This window comes from Streptomyces saintjeani (genome assembly GCF_055409605.1).
Map to the genome: position 1 here is coordinate 7472989 of NZ_CP189624.1, position 20580 is coordinate 7493568.

At 72.6% G+C, this 20580-nt stretch carries 15 protein-coding genes; 9 read left to right on the forward strand and 6 right to left on the reverse strand.

Features of this window, described 5'->3' with window-relative positions; all coding sequences use genetic code 11:
• Window positions 1-53: 53 nt before the first annotated feature.
• Entirely contained in the window at window positions 54-1298 is a 1245-nt protein-coding gene (locus tag ACQCO7_RS33890; RefSeq protein ID WP_464075372.1) for an FAD-binding protein, read from the reverse strand.
• Between the two features lie 384 nt (window positions 1299-1682).
• Here ACQCO7_RS33890 and ACQCO7_RS33895 point away from each other — a divergent pair, with 384 nt between their 5' ends.
• From ACQCO7_RS33895 to ACQCO7_RS33905, 3 genes are all read left to right on the forward strand, one after another.
• Window positions 1683-3008 (forward strand): radical SAM protein, encoded by a 1326-nt coding sequence (locus tag ACQCO7_RS33895; protein WP_464075373.1) that lies wholly within the window; start codon window positions 1683-1685, stop codon window positions 3006-3008.
• A gap of 234 nt (window positions 3009-3242) precedes the next feature.
• A complete protein-coding gene (locus ACQCO7_RS33900) occupies window positions 3243-4733 on the forward strand; it encodes a cellulose binding domain-containing protein (RefSeq protein ID WP_464075374.1) in 1491 nt (496 codons plus the stop codon).
• A 161-nt stretch (window positions 4734-4894) separates the two neighbouring features.
• On the forward strand, window positions 4895-5587 hold the full coding sequence (locus tag ACQCO7_RS33905; protein ID WP_464075375.1) for a response regulator transcription factor: 693 nt from the start codon (window positions 4895-4897) through the stop codon (window positions 5585-5587).
• An 18-nt stretch (window positions 5588-5605) separates the two neighbouring features.
• On the opposite strand, the gene ACQCO7_RS33910 is transcribed toward ACQCO7_RS33905, so the two are convergent.
• Complete coding sequence (locus ACQCO7_RS33910; RefSeq protein ID WP_464075376.1) at window positions 5606-7510, reverse strand: AMP-dependent synthetase/ligase; 1905 nt, start codon at window positions 7508-7510, stop codon at window positions 5606-5608.
• Between the two features lie 426 nt (window positions 7511-7936).
• Here ACQCO7_RS33910 and rsgA point away from each other — a divergent pair, with 426 nt between their 5' ends.
• The gene (gene rsgA / locus ACQCO7_RS33915) at window positions 7937-9043 is read left to right on the forward strand and encodes a ribosome small subunit-dependent GTPase A (protein ID WP_464075377.1); all 1107 of its coding nucleotides are present in this window, start codon (window positions 7937-7939) and stop codon (window positions 9041-9043) included.
• A 414-nt stretch (window positions 9044-9457) separates the two neighbouring features.
• Window positions 9458-9937 carry a methylated-DNA--[protein]-cysteine S-methyltransferase gene (locus tag ACQCO7_RS33920; protein ID WP_464075378.1) on the forward strand — a complete coding sequence of 160 codons (480 nt, stop codon included), beginning with the start codon at window positions 9458-9460 and terminating at the stop codon, window positions 9935-9937.
• A gap of 89 nt (window positions 9938-10026) precedes the next feature.
• On the opposite strand, the gene ACQCO7_RS33925 is transcribed toward ACQCO7_RS33920, so the two are convergent.
• Complete coding sequence (locus tag ACQCO7_RS33925) at window positions 10027-10509, reverse strand: DUF456 domain-containing protein (protein ID WP_464075379.1); 483 nt, start codon at window positions 10507-10509, stop codon at window positions 10027-10029.
• 1486 nt (window positions 10510-11995) lie between these two features.
• On the opposite strand from ACQCO7_RS33925, the gene ACQCO7_RS33930 reads away from it, so the two are divergent.
• Window positions 11996-13669 (forward strand): protein phosphatase 2C domain-containing protein, encoded by a 1674-nt coding sequence (locus ACQCO7_RS33930; RefSeq protein WP_464075380.1) that lies wholly within the window; start codon window positions 11996-11998, stop codon window positions 13667-13669.
• 22 nt (window positions 13670-13691) lie between these two features.
• Here the strand turns inward: ACQCO7_RS33930 and ACQCO7_RS33935 are convergent, their stop codons facing one another.
• The gene (locus tag ACQCO7_RS33935; RefSeq protein WP_464075381.1) at window positions 13692-15284 is read right to left on the reverse strand and encodes a helix-turn-helix domain-containing protein; all 1593 of its coding nucleotides are present in this window, start codon (window positions 15282-15284) and stop codon (window positions 13692-13694) included.
• A 206-nt stretch (window positions 15285-15490) separates the two neighbouring features.
• Here ACQCO7_RS33935 and ACQCO7_RS33940 point away from each other — a divergent pair, with 206 nt between their 5' ends.
• Window positions 15491-16111 carry a hypothetical protein gene (locus ACQCO7_RS33940; RefSeq protein WP_464075382.1) on the forward strand — a complete coding sequence of 207 codons (621 nt, stop codon included), beginning with the start codon at window positions 15491-15493 and terminating at the stop codon, window positions 16109-16111.
• Between the two features lie 706 nt (window positions 16112-16817).
• Window positions 16818-17288, forward strand: coding sequence for an ATP-binding protein (locus ACQCO7_RS33945; RefSeq protein ID WP_464075383.1), 471 nt, complete (start codon window positions 16818-16820; stop codon window positions 17286-17288).
• A 102-nt stretch (window positions 17289-17390) separates the two neighbouring features.
• Here ACQCO7_RS33945 and ACQCO7_RS33950 read toward each other — a convergent pair whose 3' ends face one another.
• Complete coding sequence (locus ACQCO7_RS33950; protein ID WP_464075384.1) at window positions 17391-18446, reverse strand: DUF2637 domain-containing protein; 1056 nt, start codon at window positions 18444-18446, stop codon at window positions 17391-17393.
• Window positions 18447-18763: 317 nt separating this feature from the next.
• A complete protein-coding gene (locus tag ACQCO7_RS33955) occupies window positions 18764-19609 on the reverse strand; it encodes a (2Fe-2S)-binding protein (RefSeq protein ID WP_464075385.1) in 846 nt (281 codons plus the stop codon).
• A 156-nt stretch (window positions 19610-19765) separates the two neighbouring features.
• Here ACQCO7_RS33955 and ACQCO7_RS33960 point away from each other — a divergent pair, with 156 nt between their 5' ends.
• Entirely contained in the window at window positions 19766-20527 is a 762-nt protein-coding gene (locus ACQCO7_RS33960) for a GntR family transcriptional regulator (protein ID WP_464075386.1), read from the forward strand.
• The last annotated feature ends 53 nt before the right edge of the window (window positions 20528-20580 follow it).

Here is a 20580-nt window from a genome sequence, read left to right on the forward strand (position 1 = left end):
GCTATGGGGGTGCCCAGTGATTCGACAAGGGTTCGGAAAGGGGGTTTATAAAGTCAGCCCTCCAGCACATCGCGAACGAAAGCATTCGTGAACTTCCCGGTCGGGTCCAGGTCGCCCCGGAGCGTCCGGAAGTCGTCGAGGCGGGGGTAGCGCTCGCGCAGGGTCGCGGGGGCGGTGGTGAAGACCTTCCCCCAGTGCGGGCGGGCGCCGAAACCGTCGAGAGCGCTCTCCACCGCGCGTACGGCGGGAAGTACGGCGTCCGTGTCGTCGATCCAGGTGAAGTGCAGGGCCACCGAGTCGCGGCCGTACGCCGGGCTGAGCCACTGCTCGTCGGCCGCGATCGTGCGGACCTCGCAGATCTGGAGAACGGTAGAAACCGTTTCCCGGACGTTTCCGACCGCACCGAGCGCGGCCGTCGCGTGTTCGCGGGGGAGCAGGTACTCCGACTGGAGTTCGTCGCCGCTGCTCGGGGTGAACTCGGCCTTGAAGTGCGGGAGTCGCTCGTGCCAGGGGCCGGCCGCGCCGAACTGGTCCGTGCAGTTCTCCGCCGGCATCCCCGGCACCGGGTGCAGCTTCTCCGTCGCCGGCGCGGCCCACGGGAACCCCGCGTACGGCTCGTCGATCCGCCGCTTCACCCACACCTGCCTAAACCCCGCCTCCCGCCAGTCGGTGAACAGGCTCACGCTGTACGCGGCACTCGCCACGGCCTCGAAGTCCAGCCCCTCCAGGGGGAGTTCGGTGAACGTGTACTGCTCGACGCCGTACGCCGGTGCCAGGTCCAGGGTCAGCGCGACGACGACACCGAGGGCGCCCAGGGAGGTGACGGCGCCGGGGAAACGGGCGTCGCTCCTGCCGATGGTGACCAACGACCCGTCGGCGGTGAGGAGTTCGACCTCACGGACGGGCGCGGCGAGGGGGCCGTTCTTGACGCCGGAGCCATGAGTCCCCGTCGCGACGGACCCGGCCACCGAAATGTGCGGCAGCGACGCCATGTTGGGGAGCGCGAGCCCCGACTCGTTGACGTGCCGAGCGAGTTCGGCGTACTTCACACCACCGCCGACGCGCACGGTACGCCGCTCGGTGTCGACGTCGATCACCTGCGGCAGGGCGGCCAGCGAGACGAGCACCCCCTCGGCCCCGGGCTCGGCGATCCGGTTGAACGAGTGCCCGCTCCCCAGTACCCGCACCCGGTCGTTCCCCGCGACCACTTTCCGCAGCGCCTCGACACCATCCGGCCGCACCACGTCCTTCGCCACGAAGCTGATGTTGCCCGCCCAGTTGGTCACGCTCGCGGTCATACGTCGTCCTTCCGGCTTCCGAGGGATGCGGGGGAAACCTACCCCGCCCGGGTGAAGACCGGTGAGAGGGGGCGGAGGTGTTGATCATTTCCGGGAGCGTCGCGCATCACGCCACCGGCCGGTATCCCGGCGTGTCCGGGCCTGGCGCGGGGCCCCCGGAAAGGGGGGACGGGAATTACCCGGAGTGCCGCACAAAAAGCGAGGGGGAAACTGTGGAGCGGCGCAGGAAAATCCGTACGGCGACCTGGGGGAAACAGATACGTGGCCCCTGAAATCGTCCGCCGGAAAATCTCGCCACCCCCGTAAACGGACCCCGCCCCCACGCCGCCCCTCGCGGGGGCATACCGTGAGGAGTCGTACGTGTTGAGCGGGAGGAGTGACGGGATGGGCAGCCGTACCGCGCTGGTCGAGGATCTGATGGAGCGGTTTCCTGAGGTTCCTCGGGAAGCCGTCTTCAAGGAGGACCTGCTGCGCGGGGGAGTGGCCTTCGACCCCTCCGCGCTGAGCGACAACGAGGGCGGGGAGGTGAAGCCGAAGTCGTACTTCATTTTCTCGTTCGACCACGGCACCCTTCCTGAGCTGGGGGAAGCCGCGCTGAGGAGGCCGCCGGAGGAGATCATCCTGACCGGTGGGCCCTACGACCTGCGGCGGACGGTCGTGTCCGTGCGGGTCAACCCGGCGTCGCCGTACCGGGTCGCGGCCGACGACGCGGGGATGCTCGGGCTCTACCTGGACGGCAAGCGGATCGCGGACGTCGGGGTGCCGCCGATGCCGGAGTACTACCGGCACAAGCTCTCCAACGGGAAGTCCGTGATGGAGGTCGCGCCGACGATCCAGTGGGGCTACCTGATCTACCTCACGGTCTTCCGGGTGTGCCAGTACTTCGGCGCCAAGGAGGAGTGCCAGTACTGCGACATCAACCACAACTGGCGCCAGCACAAGGCGGCCGGGCGCCCGTACACCGGCGTCAAGGACGTCGAGGAGGTCCTGGAGGCGCTGGAGATCATCGACCGGTACGACACGGCGAAGACGTCCACCGCCTACACGCTGACCGGCGGCGCGATCACCAAGACCGTCTCGGGCCGCGACGAGGCCGACTTCTACGGCCACTACGCGAAGGCCATCGAGGAGCGCTTCCCGGGCCGCTGGATCGGCAAGGTCGTGGCGCAGGCGCTGCCGAAGGACGACGTCCAGCGGTTCAAGGACTACGGCGTGCAGATCTACCACCCCAACTACGAGGTGTGGGACGAGTACCTGTTCAAGATGTACTGCCCCGGCAAGGAGCGGTACGTCGGCCGCGACGAGTGGCACCGCCGCATCCTGGACTCGGCGGAGATCTTCGGCGCGCGCAACGTGATCCCCAACTTCGTCGCGGGCGTCGAGATGGCGGAGCCGTTCGGCTTCAAGACGGTGGACGAGGCGATCGCCTCCACCACGGAGGGCCTGCGCTTCTTCATGTCGAAGGGCATCACCCCCCGGTTCACGACCTGGTGCCCGGAGCCGACGACCCCGCTCGGCAAGGCCAACCCGGCGGGCGCCCCGCTGGAGTACCACATCCGCCTGCTCCAGGCGTACCGGCAGACGATGGAGGACTTCGGCCTCTCCTCCCCGCCCGGCTACGGCCCGCCCGGACCGGGCCGCGCCGTCTTCTCGGTCAGCTCCTTCATGGACAGCCTGCCCGCGAAGGACGAGGCGGCGACGGTGGGGTGACCGCTCGCCGCACCCGGTCTGTGTAACGGATGGGGCACAAGGTGAGCACCGGCGCGGCCGGCGCCGTATGAAGGACCGGGAAGTCGGGTCTCTCGTACGGGGTCGGCCGCGCTTTTGAATACCGCGCTTGTCAGTTGTGCGGATGACGTGAAAAGCTTCGGCCCTGCCGCGAGGTTCCCCCCAACTCCTTTACCGCTATGGTGAGTTGACCTCGCATTCGAATGCAGGAGACCCATGCCCGACCTGCCGACCCCGAAGGACGCCGCGGAAGCCGCGCTGTTCTCCGAGTGCTGGGACGCCGTCCTTTCGTACGCCGACCTGTGCACGGCCGGCTCGACCGCCGCTCACCAGCTGGCCCGTGAGGCGTTCGCGCTCGGCATCCGCGAGGCGCGGGCCGCCGAGGACGGCACCCGCAGCATAGGCCGCCGCTCCGCCCGGCTGCCCCGAATACCCCTGCTGTTGACGGCCGTTCGCATCACCGCGGCCGGCTGGGAGGCCGGCGGCCACGGGCACCGCCTCGACCCCGACCTGCGCCTGTGGCTCAACTCGGACAAGGCCGCCCGCTACACCGGCCCGCCCCTGCGCCGCCCCGTCGCCCTGCGCGGACTGCGCGACATGCAGGAGCCGGACGCCGCGCTGCTGTGGCTCGCCGAGGTGGAGGCGCTCCCGCTGCGCGCCGTCGCCCGCCGCCTCGGCCTCGACCCGCAGGACGCCGCCGAGCAACTCGGCGAGGTACGCGGCCTGTTCCGGGACCGCTGCCACCGCAACCACCTCGACACGCCGCTCGACGCGGAGTGCCGCTCCTACGTCCGCCTCCTCGACGCGGTCACCCGCTCGCCCACCGCCGACACGCCCGAGGACCTCTCCCGCCACCTCGCGACCTGCGTGGAGTGCGCGGAGGCCGCCGCGTGTCTGCGGCTGCACGGCGGCGGACTGCCCGCCGCGCTCGCGGGCGGCGTCATCGGCTGGGGCGGCCTCGCCTACCTGGAGCGCCGCCGGCGCGCCGCCGAGGTACGGCTCGGCGCCGGGCGCCCCGACCTGCTCGACCCGGAGAGCGAGGCGGCCAGGGCCGCGGCGGCCAAGGCGAAGGCACTGCGCGGCGGGCTGCTCGTGGCCGCCGTCCTGGTGTCGGTCCTCGCGCTCGGCGTGTCGCTGATGCCGTTCGGCGGCGACACGCGGGACGAGACGGCCTCGCGGGGTACGCCGACCGACTCCACGCCGGTCGTCGGGGGTGTGCCGTCCTTCGAGACGCCCACGCCGAAGTCGGACAGCCCCTCGCCGTCCGACGCGGGCGGGCGCACCGACCCGGAGCCGCAGGGGACTTCGTCGGCGGCGGCGAGCGTGCCGCCGGGCGCGGGTTCCTCCGGCGGCTCGTCCGGCAACTCGTCCGGCCCGTCCGGCGGCGAGGACGGCAGGGCGCTGTGCGCGGTCACCTACGACCTCGTCAACCAGTGGCCCGACGGCTTCCAGGCGACCGTGACCGTCACGACCGTCGAGAAGCTCACCGACTGGCACGTCTCCTGGTCCTTCAAGGACGGCCAGCACGTCGACCAGATGTGGGACGCGTCCGTCGCGCAGATGGGCTCGCGGGTCATCGCGACCGCCGCCGACTACAACAAGTCGGTCGCCGAGGAGGGCACGCTCTCCTTCGGGTTCCTCGCGTCCTGGGAGGGCAAGAACACGGCGCCGTTCGGGTTCACGCTGAACGGTCACCCCTGCGACTAGGACTTCTCGTGCACGCCCCGGACCTGTGAGGGTCCGGGGCGTTCGTGTGTGGCGGGCGATGCCAGGGGCAAGTTCAGTTACTCATGGGTATGTGCGACGATACTTTCCGTAGCGTTTGAGAACTCAAGCAGCTCGATCTTCTGCGGATGAGGAAACAGGACATGACCATCCCTGTCTCCGCGCGCATCCTCGTCGTCGACGCCGAGGACAGCGTCCGGAGCATGCTCGCCATGGCGCTGGAGTTCGCCGGATTCCGGGTGAGCGTCGCCGCGACCGGCCGCCAGGCCCTGGACCTGATCGCACGCGGCCTGCCCGACCTCGTCCTGCTCGACATCCGCCTCCCCGACATCGACGGCTTCCAGGTCTGCCGCATCCTGCGCGCCCGGGGCGTCACCGTCCCCGTCCTCTTCCTCGCCGGCCGCGGCGGAGTCGACGACCTCGTCCGTGGCCTCGACCTCGGCGGCGACGACTTCGTCACGAAACCCTTCGAACTGCGCGAAGTCGCCGCGCGCGTACGGGCGTTGCTGCGCCGCAGCGGCATCCGGGCGGCGGCCCCGGGGCCCAGCCACCTCAGCGCCGGGGAGGTCGAGATGGACCTCGACGCCCACCAGGTCCGCGTGTCCGGGCGGCCCCTGGAACTCACCGGCACCGAATTCGCCTTACTGCGCTGCCTGTTGGAGAACCCGGGGCGCGTGCTGACCCGGGAGCAGCTCCAGGACCGGGTGTGGCAGCGGCGTACGGAGTCGGGGAGTGTGGAGACGTATGTCTATTACCTGCGGCGGAAGTTGGGGGACCCCGGGCGCACGCTGATCAGGACGGTACGGGGGGTGGGGTACCGGCTCTGCGCGGACTGACCCCGGCCGCACGGGACTTCACCGGTACAGCCCCTCCACCTCCCCCGCGAAGTCCCCCAGCACCCGGTCCCGCCGCACGGTCCCCGTCGGCGTCAGGTGTCCCGACGTCTGCGTGAACTCCCCCGGCAGCACCGCGAACCGCTGGATGCCCGCGCCCGTCGCCGTGTTCGCCTCGTCCACCGCCTCCTGGAGCAGGGCCCGCAACTCGGGGTCGTCCAGCAGCAGTTCGTACGGCGTGGCGGTGCGTTTCGCGGTCCGGCGCCAGTGGGTGAGGCCCGGCGGGTCGAGGGTCAGGAGGACGGCGACGTACGGGCGGCCCTCGCCGACCAGGACGGCTCGCGAGATCAACGGGTGGGCGCGCAGCCGGTTCTCGACGGCCAGCGGCTCGACGCGCGCGCCGCTGACGGTCGTCAGCGTGTCGGCACGCCGCCCCGTGACGACCAGGTACCCCTCCTCGTCGAGCCGCCCCAGGTCGCCGGTCGGCAGCCAGCCGCCCGGCGCGGCGGGCAGCAGCTTGGTCGCGCCGGGGTCCCAGCGGCCGTGCAGGACATGGCGGCCCGAGAGGAGGATCTCCCCGTCGTCCGCGATCCGTACGGCCGTCCCCGGCAGCGGATGGCCGACCGTGCCGAGGCGGGGCCGCAGGGGCGGCGCGAGGGCCGCGATGCCGGTCGCCTCGGTCAGCCCGTACGTCTCGTACACGGGCACGCCCGCGCCCGTGTAGAACCCCGACAGCTGCCGCCGCATGGCCGATCCGCCGCACACCACGTGCCCCACCCGGCCGCCCAGCGAGGCGCGCAGCCGCCGGTACACGCTCTGGTCGTACACCGCGCGCGCCGCCCGCAGCGTCCGCCCCGGACCCTCGCCCCGGCCGAGGCGGTGGCGCTGCTCCGCCTCGGCGAAGCGGGACGCGATCCGCGCCGACCGGTCGAACGCGGTCAGCTTTCCCGACTCCTGCGCCCTGGCCCGCAGATGGTGGAAGACCTGCTCCAGCACCGAGGGCGTCGCGAACACCGCCGTCGGCCTGAACTCCTCGCACAGTGGGAGGAGTTCCTCCGGCACGGCGCTCGGCGCGTGGCCCGTCCGCACCCGGGCCCGGACGCAGGCCAGCGCCGCGACCCGGCCGAACGCGTGCGCCGGCGGCGCGCACAGCAGGGCCGAGGTGTCCCGGCCCGCCACCGACGTGAACGCCGGGAACAGCAGTTCCACGACGTTGTCGACCTGCGCGAAGAAATTGCCGTGGGTCAGCGCGCACGCCGTGGGCCGGCCCGTCGTGCCGGACGTGTACACGAGGGACGCGGGCGTACCCGGGCCGAGCATCCCGCGCCGCACCCCGACCTCCGCGTCCGGCACGTCCTCGCCCAGTTCCGCGAGCCGCTCCAGGTGCCCCCGGTCGATCACCCACACATGCCGCAGCCCCACCGACTCCGGTGCCACCGCCGTGACCTGGGAGACGCTCTCCGTCACCAGCGCCGCCGCGCCCGAGTGCCGCAGCACCCACTGGATGCGGCGCGGCGAGAACGACGGGTGCACCGGCACGGTCACCAGACCCGCCGCCCACGCCGCGAAGTCCGTCAAGGTCCACTCGTACGAGGTACGCGCCAGCACCGCGATCCGGTCACCCGGCGAAAGTCCTTCCGCGATCAGGCCCTTGGCGAGCGCCGTCACCTCGCGCGCGAAATCCTCCGCCGACACGTCCAGCCAACGGCCGTCCCCCGTACGCCTGCTGAACACCACGTCCCGCGGCGCCCGCGTCGCGTTGTCGAACGGCAGGTCCGCGAGCGAGCCGTACCCCACCGCGGGCACCAGCGCGGGCACCGAGACCTCCCTGACCTCCCCGTCGTCGTGCCGGACCAGCTCCGGCTCCACGACCGGCGGTTCGATCCCGTCGATCTGCGTGGACGCGAGCGGATAGAGCGAGGACACGGGCGGCTCCGGAGGGGGGCGAGCGGTGAGGGGGTGAACGGACGGAGAGGACACGCCCGGGGCGGGGAGTGGATCGTACGGTCGCCGTGTGGTGAACTCGTGCGGTTACCCGGGGTATTGGAAGGGGAGGTCCGGCGCGACAGGGCGCGGACGGCAAACTCCGAGGCAATGGTGATGAAGCTCTGATGCGGCTCTGAGAAACCGGGCGCGCGGGAAAAAACAGTGGTGGACGCATTCCCCGGTTCTCTACGCTGTGCCGGTCTCGTACAGGACGTCGACGAAAGATCGGGAGGTGTGAGTCATGGCTGCTTTCCAGGCGGGTGTGTCCCGCGGCAACCAGGTGTTCTTGCTCCACTTCCGCGGTCGTCGGCTCACTGTCTAGCGCTCAACGAGCGTCGCCGGGGCCGCCCTTGTGAAGGGTTTCCCTTGAGTTTCTCTGTTTCTCCCGACGTTTCCCCGCATCCCCTCGCCGCCTTCGGGTGGGACCAGGGATGGGAGGACGATTTCGCGCCCCATCGTTCGACGGGCGCTGTTCTCGGGCGTGTTGTGCGTGTCGACCGGGGGATGTGTGACGTCGTCACCGCCGAGGGTGTGGTGCGCGCCGACACCGAGTTCGTCGTGCCGCGCGATCCCATGAAGGTCGTGTGCACCGGGGACTGGGCCGTCGTCGATCCCGCGGGTGAGGACCCGCGCTACGTACGGACGTTGCTGCCCCGGCGGACCGCGTTCGTGCGGTCCACCTCCTCCAAGCGGTCCGAGGGGCAGGTCCTCGCCGCCAACGTCGACCATGCCGTGATCGCCGTCTCCCTCGCCGTCGAGCTCGATCTCGGGCGTGTGGAGCGGTACTTGGCGCTCGCCTGGGAGTCCGGGGCGCAGCCTGTCGTCGTTCTCAGCAAGGCGGATCTCGTGTCCGACCCCGTCGTTCTCGCGCACCTGGTGAAGGACGTCGAGAGCACCGCGCCCGGTGTGCCGGTGCTGACCGTCAGCGCGCTCGCGGGTGAGGGCGTGGGGGAGCTCGACGCGCTTGTCGGGCACGGGACCTGTGTCCTCCTCGGGGCCTCCGGTGCCGGGAAGTCCACCCTCGCCAACACCCTCGCCGGGGCCGACGTCATGGACGTCCGGGCCGCCCGTGACGTCGACGGCAAGGGGCGGCACACCACGACCACCCGCAACCTCCTCACGCTCCCCTCCGGGGGCGTCCTCATCGACACGCCCGGCCTGCGCGGCGTCGGTCTCTGGGACGCCGGCAGCGGGGTCGGGCAGGTGTTCTCCGAGATCGAGGAGCTGGCGGGGGACTGCCGCTTCCAGGACTGCGCGCACGACGCCGAACCGGGGTGCGCGGTCGTGTCGGCCGTGTCCGAGGGGGTGCTGCCCGTCCGCCGCCTCGACAGCTACCGCAAGCTGGTCCGCGAGAACCAGTGGATCGTCGCCAAGTCCGATGCGCGGCTGAGGGCGGAGATCCGGCGGGAGTGGAAGGCGAAGGGGGCGGAGGGGCGGGCCAAGCGGGCGGCCAAGCGGGGGCGGGAGGTCTGAGAGGGCGGCTCGGCTGGGGGGGCGGGGCGGGGCGTGGTCGGTCGGTCGGTTGGCGTGGCTGGGCGGTGGGAGGCTCGGCCCGGTGGCCCGGCCGGGCAGTGGGTGGAGGGTCGACCTGTCGGCCTCCCGACTCCGCGAGGTCGGCGGGGTGGGTGGTGTGGCTGGGTCGACGTGCTGGTCCCGCTGCTCGCCGGCCCTGTCGTCAGGGCGACCCCCACCGGTGCGCCGGGTTTGCCGCTTCGCCGGACCTCGTCGCCGCGATGTCGCTGCCTGGCGGCACCCGAGTGCCTCACCGGCCCCGCCGTCCCGCCGAACCCCATGTCGGATTTCCGCCAGCTCCGGGTCTCCGTACCGCTCACACTGGACAGTACGAAGGCCCGGAGTGGGCCGTTCCGTCCGACATGAGGAAGTGCGATGCGTACGTACACCAGGATCTCCAGCCCCCTCGGGGAACTGCTCCTCGTCGCCGGCCCCGATGGCGTCCTGACGTCCCTCTCGGTGCCGGGGCAGAAGGGCGGGCGCACTCCCGAGGCGGGGTGGCGCGAGGATCCGGGCCCCTTTCGCACCGCTCGGGAGCAGCTCGACGCCTACTTCGCCGGGGAGCTGAAGGACTTCGATCTGCCGATGCGGGCCGAGGGGACGGAGTTCCGGGAGCGGGTGTGGGACGCGCTGGACGGCGTGGGGTACGGCACGACCACGACGTACGGGGAGATCGCGGCCGGGATCGGGGCGTCGCGTGCCGCCGTACGGGCCGTGGGCGGGGCGATCGGGGCGAATCCGTTGCTGATCCTGCGGCCGTGCCATCGGGTGATCGGGGCGGACGGGTCGCTGACGGGGTACGCCGGAGGGCTGGAGCGGAAGGTGAGCCTGCTTACGCTGGAGGGCAGCCTGTAGCGGCACCCGCGTCAGTACCGGCAACGCCCCCGGCGTACATCACCAGCGTCTCCGGAACCCCCGGGACCGCAGCGCCGCCGCCCCGCATCTCACCCCCACAACACCGCCCCCACCCAAGCCCCGGCAATCAGCAGACACGTGAACAACTCCGTCAGCACACTCGACCCGCCCGCCCGCATCACCGTCCGCAGCGCCGCCCTCGCCTCCCCGTGCCGCCCCAGGCGGAGCCGCTCGCTGAGGTAGACGCCGGCGAGAAAACCCGGGATCGCGCCCAGTACGGGTACCAGGACGAAGCCGAGAAGGGCGCCCACCCCCGCGTACACAGCCATCCGTGGCGTCGCCCCCGACCCCCGCCACCGGCGTGGCGGCAGCGCCCAGCGGATCACCTGCGCGAGGAGCAGCGAGACCGTCGCCCCCACCAGCACCGCCCACGCGACCGGCTGCGGATCCTTCAGCGCCCACCACAGGACCCCGGCCCACACCAGCCACGACCCCGGTACGCCGGGGACCAGTACTCCGCACAGGCCGAGCAGGATGACCAGACCGACCGGCAGGAGTTCCCACACTCCCATCTGCCCAGGGTGCCGGAGGCGGGCGTGCGGCGCAGGTCAGGGAGCGTTCACAGCGGATTACCAGCAAGACCCCGCAGACTCTGACCGCCGGCCGCGAACGCGTACGGCTCCCGTGACGTCGCCGGGTGATTCTCCCGTGGGGGGTGGGATCACCCGGCGGCCCACGCACCCGAACACCCGTCCGCATCCCCTCCCGACACGCCGCGCCTTCCGCTCCTCATGGCTCGCATTTTCCCGTTGCCCCGTTTTCTTGCGGCCCTCGCGGTGGACAATTAGGGGCATGAGCCAGCAGGGGGGAAGTCCCACGGGTCGCCAGGACGACTGGTGGGGCCAGCTGTACGACGACACCGCCGACACGGGCCCCACACCCGCACCGGATTCCCTGGACGACCGCTTCGCCTCGGCGTCGGACGCGGTGCGGACGGGGGAGTGGTGGGAGACGCCGGACCCGCGAGGTCCTGTACCGCACCCTCGGACCGCGACGAGCGCCCACGAGGAGCCGGCGGAGGCCCAGGACACCGGGAACGACCCGTACGACACGGCCGAGCCCACCGGCAAGCCACCGGAAGACGCCGCGAACCAGTGGGAACCGGCGGGGGAGTGGGAACCGACGGGGCTGTGGGAGCCGGCGGGGGAGTGGGAGCCGGAGGGAGTACGGCGACCGGGACAGCGGGGGGAGCCCGAGCCGCAGGACCGCCCGGGGACGCGGCAGGAGCCGGGGACGCCGGACGAGGCGGGGGCGTCATGGGAGCCGAGGGCGTCGGGAGACTCGGGGCAGTCGGAGGGAGGGCGGTGGTCGGGGGCGCCGGATCGACCAGGGGTGTCGTCGGCGCCGAAGGCGCCGGAGGAGCCAGGAGCGCAGGAGCGACCCGGGGTGCTGGAGCGACCCGGGGTGCTGGGGGAGCCTGGGGCGCCGGGGCAACCGAAGACGCTGAGGGAACCGGGCGCGCCGGGCGAGCGGGGGACACCCGACCGGCCCGGGAGCGTCGAGGAACCATGGGCGCCGGATGAGTCGAGGGAGCCGGGTACGCCGGAGGATCTGGGAGCCACGGTCCAGCTGACCCCTCCCCGGCCCAGCTCACCACAGCCGACCCCACCCCGGCCGGCTTCGGCTCCGTTGACGCCGCCACCGGCGGTCCCACCGCAGCCGGCTTCGTCTCCGTCGGCTTCGGCCCAGTCCGTGTCGCCACCGGCGGTCCCACCCCGGCCAACCTCGTCTCCGTCGGCTTCGGCCCAATTCGGGTCGCCACCCGTGGCCCCACCGCGGCCAACCTCGTCTCCGTCCGCTTCAGCCCAGCCCGCACCCCCCTCGGCCACCCCCCTGCGCCCAGTTTCGCGTCACCCCGATTCAGCCCAGCCCCCGTCGCCCCCGGCCGGCTCACCGCAGCCGCCTTCACCTCAGCCCCCGTCCCCCCGCCCCTCGCCGCCCGGGCCCACCTCGTACCGAGCCCCCTGGGAGCCGCCGCCCGCGACTCCGGCCGGGCCGGTGAACTTCCCGCCGGTCCCCCTGCCACCGGGCTTCGCAGAACGCCCGGAACCGACCGCGCCTGAGCCCCCGTACGCCTCCCCGATCCCGGAGGCGTCCTCGGGCCCGCACGTCCCCTCGGCCCCGGGCGCCCCGTCGACCCCGCGTGTTCCCGCGACTCCGGGTCTCCTTTCAGCCCCGGATCTCCCCTCGGCTCCGCATGTTCCTTCGGCCCCCGAGCCCCCCGCACTCCGGGATGCCGTTTCGACCCCCGCCCCACCGCCGGGCCCCCCCTCAGCCCCGCACGTCCCTTCGCCCCCCGAGCCCCCCGCCCTTCAAGACGCCGCCCCCGCTCCGGCCTCGCCCCCCGAGCCTCCCGCCCCTCAAGACGCCGCCCCCGCTCCGGCCTCGCCCCCAGCCGCCCCCCTCGCCCGCAGAACCCTCGACGAACCCCGCCCCCACCTCAAGCCCTACATCGGCTCAGGCCCGCCCACCTACGACGCCGACCCCACCGCCCTCCCCCTCGCCGACCCCGACGCCCTGGACGACCTCGTCGCGGACACCGTTCTGGACGGGGCCCGGTACGGGGCCGGCACCCTGCGGGCCGTGTCCCTGCGGGGCGACTCCGCGCGGTACCGGGGTGAACCCCGGCGGGACGCCCTGCTCACCGCACGTTTCGGGTACGGCGAGAACGCGCTGGTGCTCGTCGCGATGGCGACCGGCGCGAGGGCGACGGTCGGGGCGCACCGGGCCGCCGCCGAGGTGTGCCGGTGGATCGGGCGGGCCGTGGGGCGCAGCCATGTGCGGCTCGCGGAGGACATCAGGGCGGGCCGGCGGGGCGACCTGAAGTCGGGACTGCACCGGCTCACCGACCGCAGTCTCGGACGGCTGCGGGCCGGCGCGGCCGAGCAGGGGCTCACCCCCGAGGAGTACACGGCGACCCTGAGGTGCCTGCTCCTGTCTGCGGACCCCGAATGCCGGACCCGCGTGTTCTTCGGCGTGGGCGAGGGCGGCCTGTTCCGTCTGCGCGGCGGCGAGTGGCAGGACATCGAACCGGCGCCCGGGGAACCGGCGGGGGAACCGGGCCCCGCCCCGAGTCCCCGGGGAACCCCCCGCAAACCGCTCCCGCACACCCGGGACGCGACGATGCCGGACGGTACGGCGCCGGCTGATCCGTACGCAGGGCCACGCACCCCGAACCCACCCGGCCCGACCGGGTCGTACAGCGCGACACCCTCCACCTCCCACACCCCGCGCGGAACCGGCACGCCCCGGCAGAACCCACCCGGCCCGTACGACACCCCGACACCCCCCTCCCCCCACGACGACCACCCCACCCCCGACCTCGGCTCCCCCACAGACCCTCGCCACCCCTCCGACCCCGGCCGCAGCTCGGACCTCCACACCCCCTCCGACCCCCGCCGCCCCTCAAGCCTCCCCACCCCCTACGACCACCTCCCACCCCCCGACCCCTTCCTCTTCCGCACCTCCGTAGCCCAACCCGGTGACACCCTCCTCATGTGCACAGCCGGCCTCGCCGACCCCCTCCGTGGTGAGCTGGAGCTTGCCGGGCATCTCACCGCCCGCTGGGCCGGCGCCCCCGTCCCCGGTCTCGCGGAGTTCCTCGCGGACATCCAGATCAGGGTGAAGGGGTACGCGGACGACAGGACCGCCGCAGCGGTCTGGGAGGTGTGACGGCGTCGTGGCGCCCTTGAGGTCACTCGCTGTACGGACGCCAGTTCCGGTTCTGCGTGTCGTACACGTACCGAGGCAGCCCCGTGATCGCCGTCGTACGGAAGGGACGGCCACCGTCGTCGACGCGCACCGTGCCGGCGCGGCCCTGCGACGACCAGTCCAGTTCCAGGTACCAGGAGCAGTCGCAGCCCGTCGTACGAGCCGTCACCAGCAGGATCTCCGGGTCCTTCGCGGAGACGCGGTACGGGAAGCTGACGGCGGGGAGTTCGGTGCCCGCGTCGTTGCCGGGCATGGAGCGGGCGATCGGACGGTCCTTGTCGAGGTCGACGGCGAACTCACGGGGCGTGAGGGAGCCGCCGCAGCCCTGGTCCATGGCGTACGCGTTCCCGGCGGCGGGCGTACCCCGGCCCACGACGCGCACGCGCAGCGCCTCCAGGACGACGGCCGTGTCCGAGCGGCCCTGCACGGAGATCCGGACCATCGTCTCCTTGCCGTGCAGCCCGCCCTCGGCCGTCGCCCAGGCGCGCGCGTCCTGGGACATCGGGGGCGGGGGGACCTGCGCGGGCGGCTGGTCGATGACGTAGTAGTGGCCGCAGCCCTGGTTCCAGACGTGCGAGTCGACGGTCCAGGCGAGGGGCGTACCGGCGAACGGCTTCTCACGGGGCGCCCCGGAACCGGACGGCGACGCGGACACCCCGGCCCCGGCAGAAGGCCCGCCCCCCTTCGCCGAAGGCGACACCGAGGGCGACGGCGAGCCGCTCCCGCTCGGACGGGGCGTCACCTTCCCCGGCCGCGAACTGAGCGACGGCACATCGTCCCCGGCCTGCGCGGTGGCCCCGGGAACCTCGGGCCGCCGCCCGTCGGGCAGCGCCGACAAGGTCCCGACGGTCGCCGCGACGACACAGGCGACGGCGCCGAACACGGCCGCACGACGCCGGTACCAGCGCCGGGGCCGGGGCGGGGGCGAGTCCTGTACGACGGTGTCGACGCCGTCGCCGGTGCCGCCCCCGGCGTCGGGCCGCGCGTCCGCCCCGGCCCCGGGTGACACGCCCGCCTCGGACCCTGCACCCGATACGACGGCCCCCGCCTCAGCCGGCACCTCTCCCACGCCCGCCCCGAGGCCCGCACCCTCCGCCCGGCCGGTCCCAACCCCGGTATCGGCCCCCGCCTCTGAACCCGCCTCAGCCGGCACCTCTCCCGCGCTCATCCCGAGGCCCGAGCCCGAGCCTGCGCCCACACCCTCTGCCGGCCCGCCCCCCGCCTCGCTATCGAGCGCCCCCGAACCACCCCCCGCGTCCCCTTCCCCCTTCCGCCCCCGCTCCTGCCGCCCCTGCCGTTCTTCCACCGCCAGTAACCACAACCGGTGCAGTTCGAGGCGCTCGGCCGGGCTCGCCCCGCAGAACCCCGCGAGCCGTTCGACGGGTGCGAAGTCCTGCGGTACCGCCTCCCCCGCGCAGTACCGGTGCAACGTGGACGTGTTCATGCCCAGGCGCCGCGCGAGGGAGCCGTAGCTGCGGTCCGTGCGGGACTTCAGGTCCCGCAGGCGCTCCGCGAAGTCCGCCGCATGCCGGCCACTCGTCACCGTACCCCCGTGGTGTCGGGCCTGGGACGGCATCCCAGGCACTCGTATATCCGCACGTCAGCAGGGGTGGGATGGTTCCATCCCCGGCGGACGGGCATCGCCGCTTGCGGTGCTCCCCCGTGGCCCCTGATGCTCATGGTGTCGCACCGAACGGCCCGGTCGGAACCCGACCTGTTCCGCCGACGGTACGCCGGGGTGCGACCCCTTCACATCCACGTACACACTCACGGGGGCCACCCATGCGTACTCGCCTGCACGCGGTCGTACTCACCGCACTCTCCGCCGTCTGTCTGACGGTCGTCACCGCGACCGCCGTACCCGCCGCCACGAACCCGGCCCCGCCGGGCTTCCTCGCGGCCGGCGACCTGCCGCCGTACCTCTCCTCCGCGTGGACGGCGGGACCGGTCACCGCGGGTGTGCCGGAGGAGGTCGAGGCGGACACGTGTCTCAGCATGGCCCTGGGTAGCGGCGGCGGGACCTGGTACCGCACCTTCCGCACCGATCTCGACGCGGGCGCCCGGCAGGTGAGCGTGGTGCTGCCCAATGAGGCGCAGGCGAAGGGCCGTTACGAGCGGATCGTGAAGGACATCCGCTCCTGCGCGACCCGCATCGAGCAGAAGTACCCGGACGTCCGGGCCGAGTTCAAGGACTACGGCGCCGTCAAGGTCGAGGAGGGCGCGCACGTCTTCGGCCTGCACACGGCCGCCGAGTGGGGTGCCGTCGACGTACGGCTGCTGGGCGTCGGCCGGGACGGGCGGACCGTCACCGTCGTCGACTGGGGGCAGCTGGGGACGTTCAAGGACGCGCCGGTGAAGGCGTTCAAGAAGACCACGGTCACGGCGGTGAACAAGCTCCGCTGACCGTCCGGGACGGGGCCGCCCTCATGCGCGGGGGAGGAGAGGGCGGCCCCCGCACGACTGGATCGGGAGCGCCGATCCCCCCTCTGCGCCACCCCCTACGCCGGGCCCGGACCCCTCCGTGGCCCGCTCTCGGCGTTCCGCCCGGGCCGCGTCTCCCGTTCACCCGCCGCTCACCTGCCCGTGACCAGCACCGGGCCCCCGCCCGCACCACCCCGCCTGCCGGATCCGCGTCGGTTTCCGGCCAAGTTCACGTGCGCGGCACGGGGCCGCCGCGAGCTTTCCGGCCCGTCACCCGCCGGAAGGCTCCGGCCCGGGCTCCGGTCCGGCTACGACGGGTTCGGGAGCCGGGGCTCGACGCGGGGACCGACTCGTACGCCGGGGGCGTGTAGACCGGGCGGCGCACGAGGGTCACCACGGGGTGTCCGGGCCGCGCGGAACACGCGGTACCACCCTTCGCGCTCGCGTACACGGCCTCGGGGGACCCGGTGTCCCCGCGGTCACCTCACGGCGGGCCAGCAGCATATGCCGGGGGCCTTTGTCGGCAGGTCAGGGCCGACGCGGTCGACATGACACCCCGTGCCGACAACATGGCCGAACACCCGGGCGTCGGCGACGGGCCATGACTGCCGCCCGTTTCACGGGGCATGGATCCCCGTGAACGTGTTCGACAGGAAGGAAACCTGACATCGGCGCGCGGGTGGGGGTCATGAAAAGGCAAGCACGAGGGAGCGGTCCCACGGTGATCGGGGCCTCCTCGGCGGTACGGACGGACGAGGACTCCATCGACACGGGGCAGCCGCAGCTGAGACGGCGGCTGGAGCACGCGGATCTGGGCGCGGTGCCCGACGCCCGGCACGCGCTCCGGGAACTGCTGCACACCTGGGGAAAACCGGGCCGCTCCGCCATCGCGGAGCTGCTCACCAGCGAACTGGTCACCAACGCACTGCTCCACACCGACGACGACGCGGTCCTGACGGCGACCGTCGGCCCCGACGGACTCCACGTGGAGGTACGGGACTTCGTGGACCGGCTGCCCCAGCCGCAGGCGCCGCACGCCGACGACGGCGTCCACGGCCGGGGCCTGCTGCTGGTCCAGGCGCTCGCGGACGCCTGGGGGGTCAGGCCGCACGGCATCGGCAAGGCGGTCTGGTTCGAACTCGACGCGGACGCCGCGTAGTTCACCGGGGCTCACCGGGGTTCACCGGAACGACGACAACGGGGCGGGGGCGCGGCCCTGTTCAGGTCGCGCCCCCGCCCCGAGGTGCTTCTTACGGCGTCATCAGCCGAACTGCTGCTCCAGATCCTTGAGTTTGCGCTCCAGCGAGTCCAGTCGCGGCAGCGCCATGGTGTCGTCCTCCGCGGTCAGGTCGACCTTGGCCGAGGAGGCGGACGCCTCCGAACCGTGCCGGACCGGGGAGAGCGAGGGACGCTGGCGGACGGGAAGCTGCTCCGGAGTGCCGGCTAGAGCAGGCTCCGAAGAGGCCGCGACCCGCTCCAGGGCGACCTCGGCGGGCGCGTCCATCGGACGGCCGCCGCGCCCCGGGAAGCCCCGGTGACCCCGGCTTATCGCCTTCAACTGGGCCTTCTCCACCCGCTGCTGCTCACGCCGCAGCCGCTTGGCGTCCTCCTTGCGCGCCTTGTCGTCGCGCACCTCGTCGACCGCCTCGTCCAGGCTGCGGACGTTCTCCAGGAGCATCAGCGACCACGCCTTGTACGTCTCGCGCGGAGCCCTTATCCAGCGCACCACGCGGATCTGCGGCAGCGGACGGGGCACGAGGCCCTGCTCGCGCAGCGCGGCCCGGCGGGTCTGCTTCAGCGCCCGGTCGAACAGGATGGCGGCGGAGAGGGACATGCCGGAGAAGAACTGGGGGGCGCCGTCGTGGCCGAAACCCCGGGGCGCGTGCACCCAGTTGAACCAGGCCGCGGCACCCGCGAACAGCCATACCAGTATCCGGGAGCCGAGCGCCGCGTCTCCGTGGCTCGCCTCGCGCACGGCGAGGACCGAGCAGAACATCGCCGCGCCGTCGAGGCCGAACGGGACGAGGTACTCCCAGCCGTTGGAAAGTCCGAGGTTCTCCCGGCCGAAGCCGACCAGTCCTCGGTAGGAGAGCGCCGCGGCGACGCCGGCGCAGCAGAACAGCAGGACGTAGGAGGCCATGCCGTAAACGGTTTCCTTGCGCCTACGGCGCTCCTCGCTGCGCTCCCACGAGTCGTCCTTCGCGTGCTCCCCGCTGGACCGCTTGCTCCGCGCGAGCACCGCAATCGCCGCCAGCATGCCCAGGAGCAGTACGGCGCCCGGAAGCAGCCAATTCAGCGATATGTCGGTCAGTCTCATCTGGAGTCCCTTGCGTTGGGATAGGGCGTATCGCCCGCCATATTGACCCAATCCAACCGGCCCTCAAGGGGGTTTCGGGGCAAGAGGCCGCCAAGGAGGTGCAAGGGGATGCCCACGGCGACGTTCTGCTCGAACTGCTGCTTGAGCGGCGGGAGTTGAGTTCGAATAAGACTACCCGTACGGATGGTTCCACGGAAAGTTCCCGCGGCTCGTGAGGAAATTGTGAATCCCCTGTTACCGTACGGCCGTCCCGTTCGGCGATGATCTTACGACAGCACCGGACGCGCCCCGCACCGAGGGGGGTGTCCGAGGGGGCGTCAACTCGCCGCGGCGGCCGTGAGCTTGGCGATCCGCTCGGTGTCGCAGGTGCGCGGACAGGTCGCGCACAGGTCGTCCGGGTCGATCGTGTAGTACATGCAGCAGCTCGCCCGGTCCCTGGTCGGCAGCGACTGCCCGCCGGGGCCGGTGAGTTCACGGAACCCCGCCGTCCCGACGTACGGCCGGGTCGAGCCCGGCAGCAGCAACTCCAGCTCCCGGCGCGCCCGTTCCTTCTCCTCCTCGCCCAGCAGCGCGGCGACGTACCAGACGCCCTCGACGATCTCGTCCGTCACCGTCGCCCACAGTGCCCGGCCCCGGCGGCGCATGCGCGGGCCGAAGCCGGCCAGGAGCGGCTCGTGGTGCTCGGCGACCGCCGCGCGCAGCGCCGCCCTCAGCGCCTCCTCGTCCGGGACGACCCGCGCCCCCGGGTGCGCCGCCGCCGGGTCGCCCGGCAGACACGCGAACGCCTGCGGCGTACGGACCGCGAGGCGCATCCCGTCCGTCCGGTCGTACGAGACATGCGTCACGGGGAAGCGCGGCACCCGGCGGTGCAGGAACCAGGGGATCGTGAACAGCAGGCACGCCGGCCACGAGTAGCGGTGCAGGCCGAAGCTCGCGACCACGTCCGGGCGGCCCTTCTTCCCGTGGTCCCGCAGGACCTGCGTGTCGTCCCGGGCGAGGTAGCGCTCCAGCTCGGCGTTTCCCTCGGCCAGGCCCGCCGCCGAGACCCAGCCGCCGCCCGTCGGCGCCGGTTCGCCGTCCCCGAGGTGCCGCACCGTGACGCTCGGGCAGACCTCCGTCAGGCGGGCGTACGCGTCGTGCACGACGGGCGGGGGAGTGGGCATGCCGGGCCATCCATCCACGAGTTTCTGAAGGTAAGCCTAACCTTACCCAAGATGGTTGGGATTTGAACTGAGAGCCTCTGGGCCTAAGGTGCTTGACGGACGAGTAACAACCGGTCGTAATGGCCCCAAGTACCGACAAGCCCGGAGGAGACCCCCGTGACCCCTGCCGCACCGGGCTCCTACGAGCCGTACGGGATCCCCGCCACGCGCTTAGAGGGCCGCGCGGACGCCGGGTACGCCGGCGAGGCCGCCGTCGGACGCGTGCCCTCGCAGGGGGCCGCGCGGGGGGAACACACCCACAGCGAGCTGCCGATCCCCCGTCCCCGGCCGATCGTCCAACGGGCCTCGGTGCGGGGGCAGATCCTCGACGCGCTGCGCTCCGCGCTGGGCACCGGTGAACTCCTTCCCGGCGAGGTCTACTCCGCCCCCGCCCTCGGCGACCGCTTCGGCGTCTCCGCGACGCCGGTCCGCGAAGCCATGCAGCAACTCGCCCTGGAGGGCGCCGTCGAGGTCGTTCCCAACCGTGGCTTCCGGGTGGTGGAGCGCGGTGCGCGGGAGTTGGCGGAACTGGCGGAGATACGGGGCTTGATAGAGGTGCCGGTGATACTCCGGCTGGCCCGGACGGTTCCGTGCGAACGCTGGGCGGAGCTGGGCCCGTTGGCGGAGGCGAGCGTGCGGGCGGCGAGGTCGGGATGCCGGGCCACTTACGCGGAGGCGGACAGGGCGTTCCACGGGGCGCTGCTGGGCTTCTCGGGGAACGGCCAACTGGTGCGGCTCGCGGAGGACTTGCACAGGAGGACACAGCAGGGTGGCGGGGATCTGTCGGCGGACGCGGCGGATCATGTGCGGTTGGTGGAGGCGTTGGTGGGAGGGGACCTGGAGACGGTGAGGGTGTTGGTGGGGGAGCACTTCGGGTGATCTGCCGGGCGCGGGCCGTGTGTGGCTGGTCGCGCCCATGAACCGGACCGGCC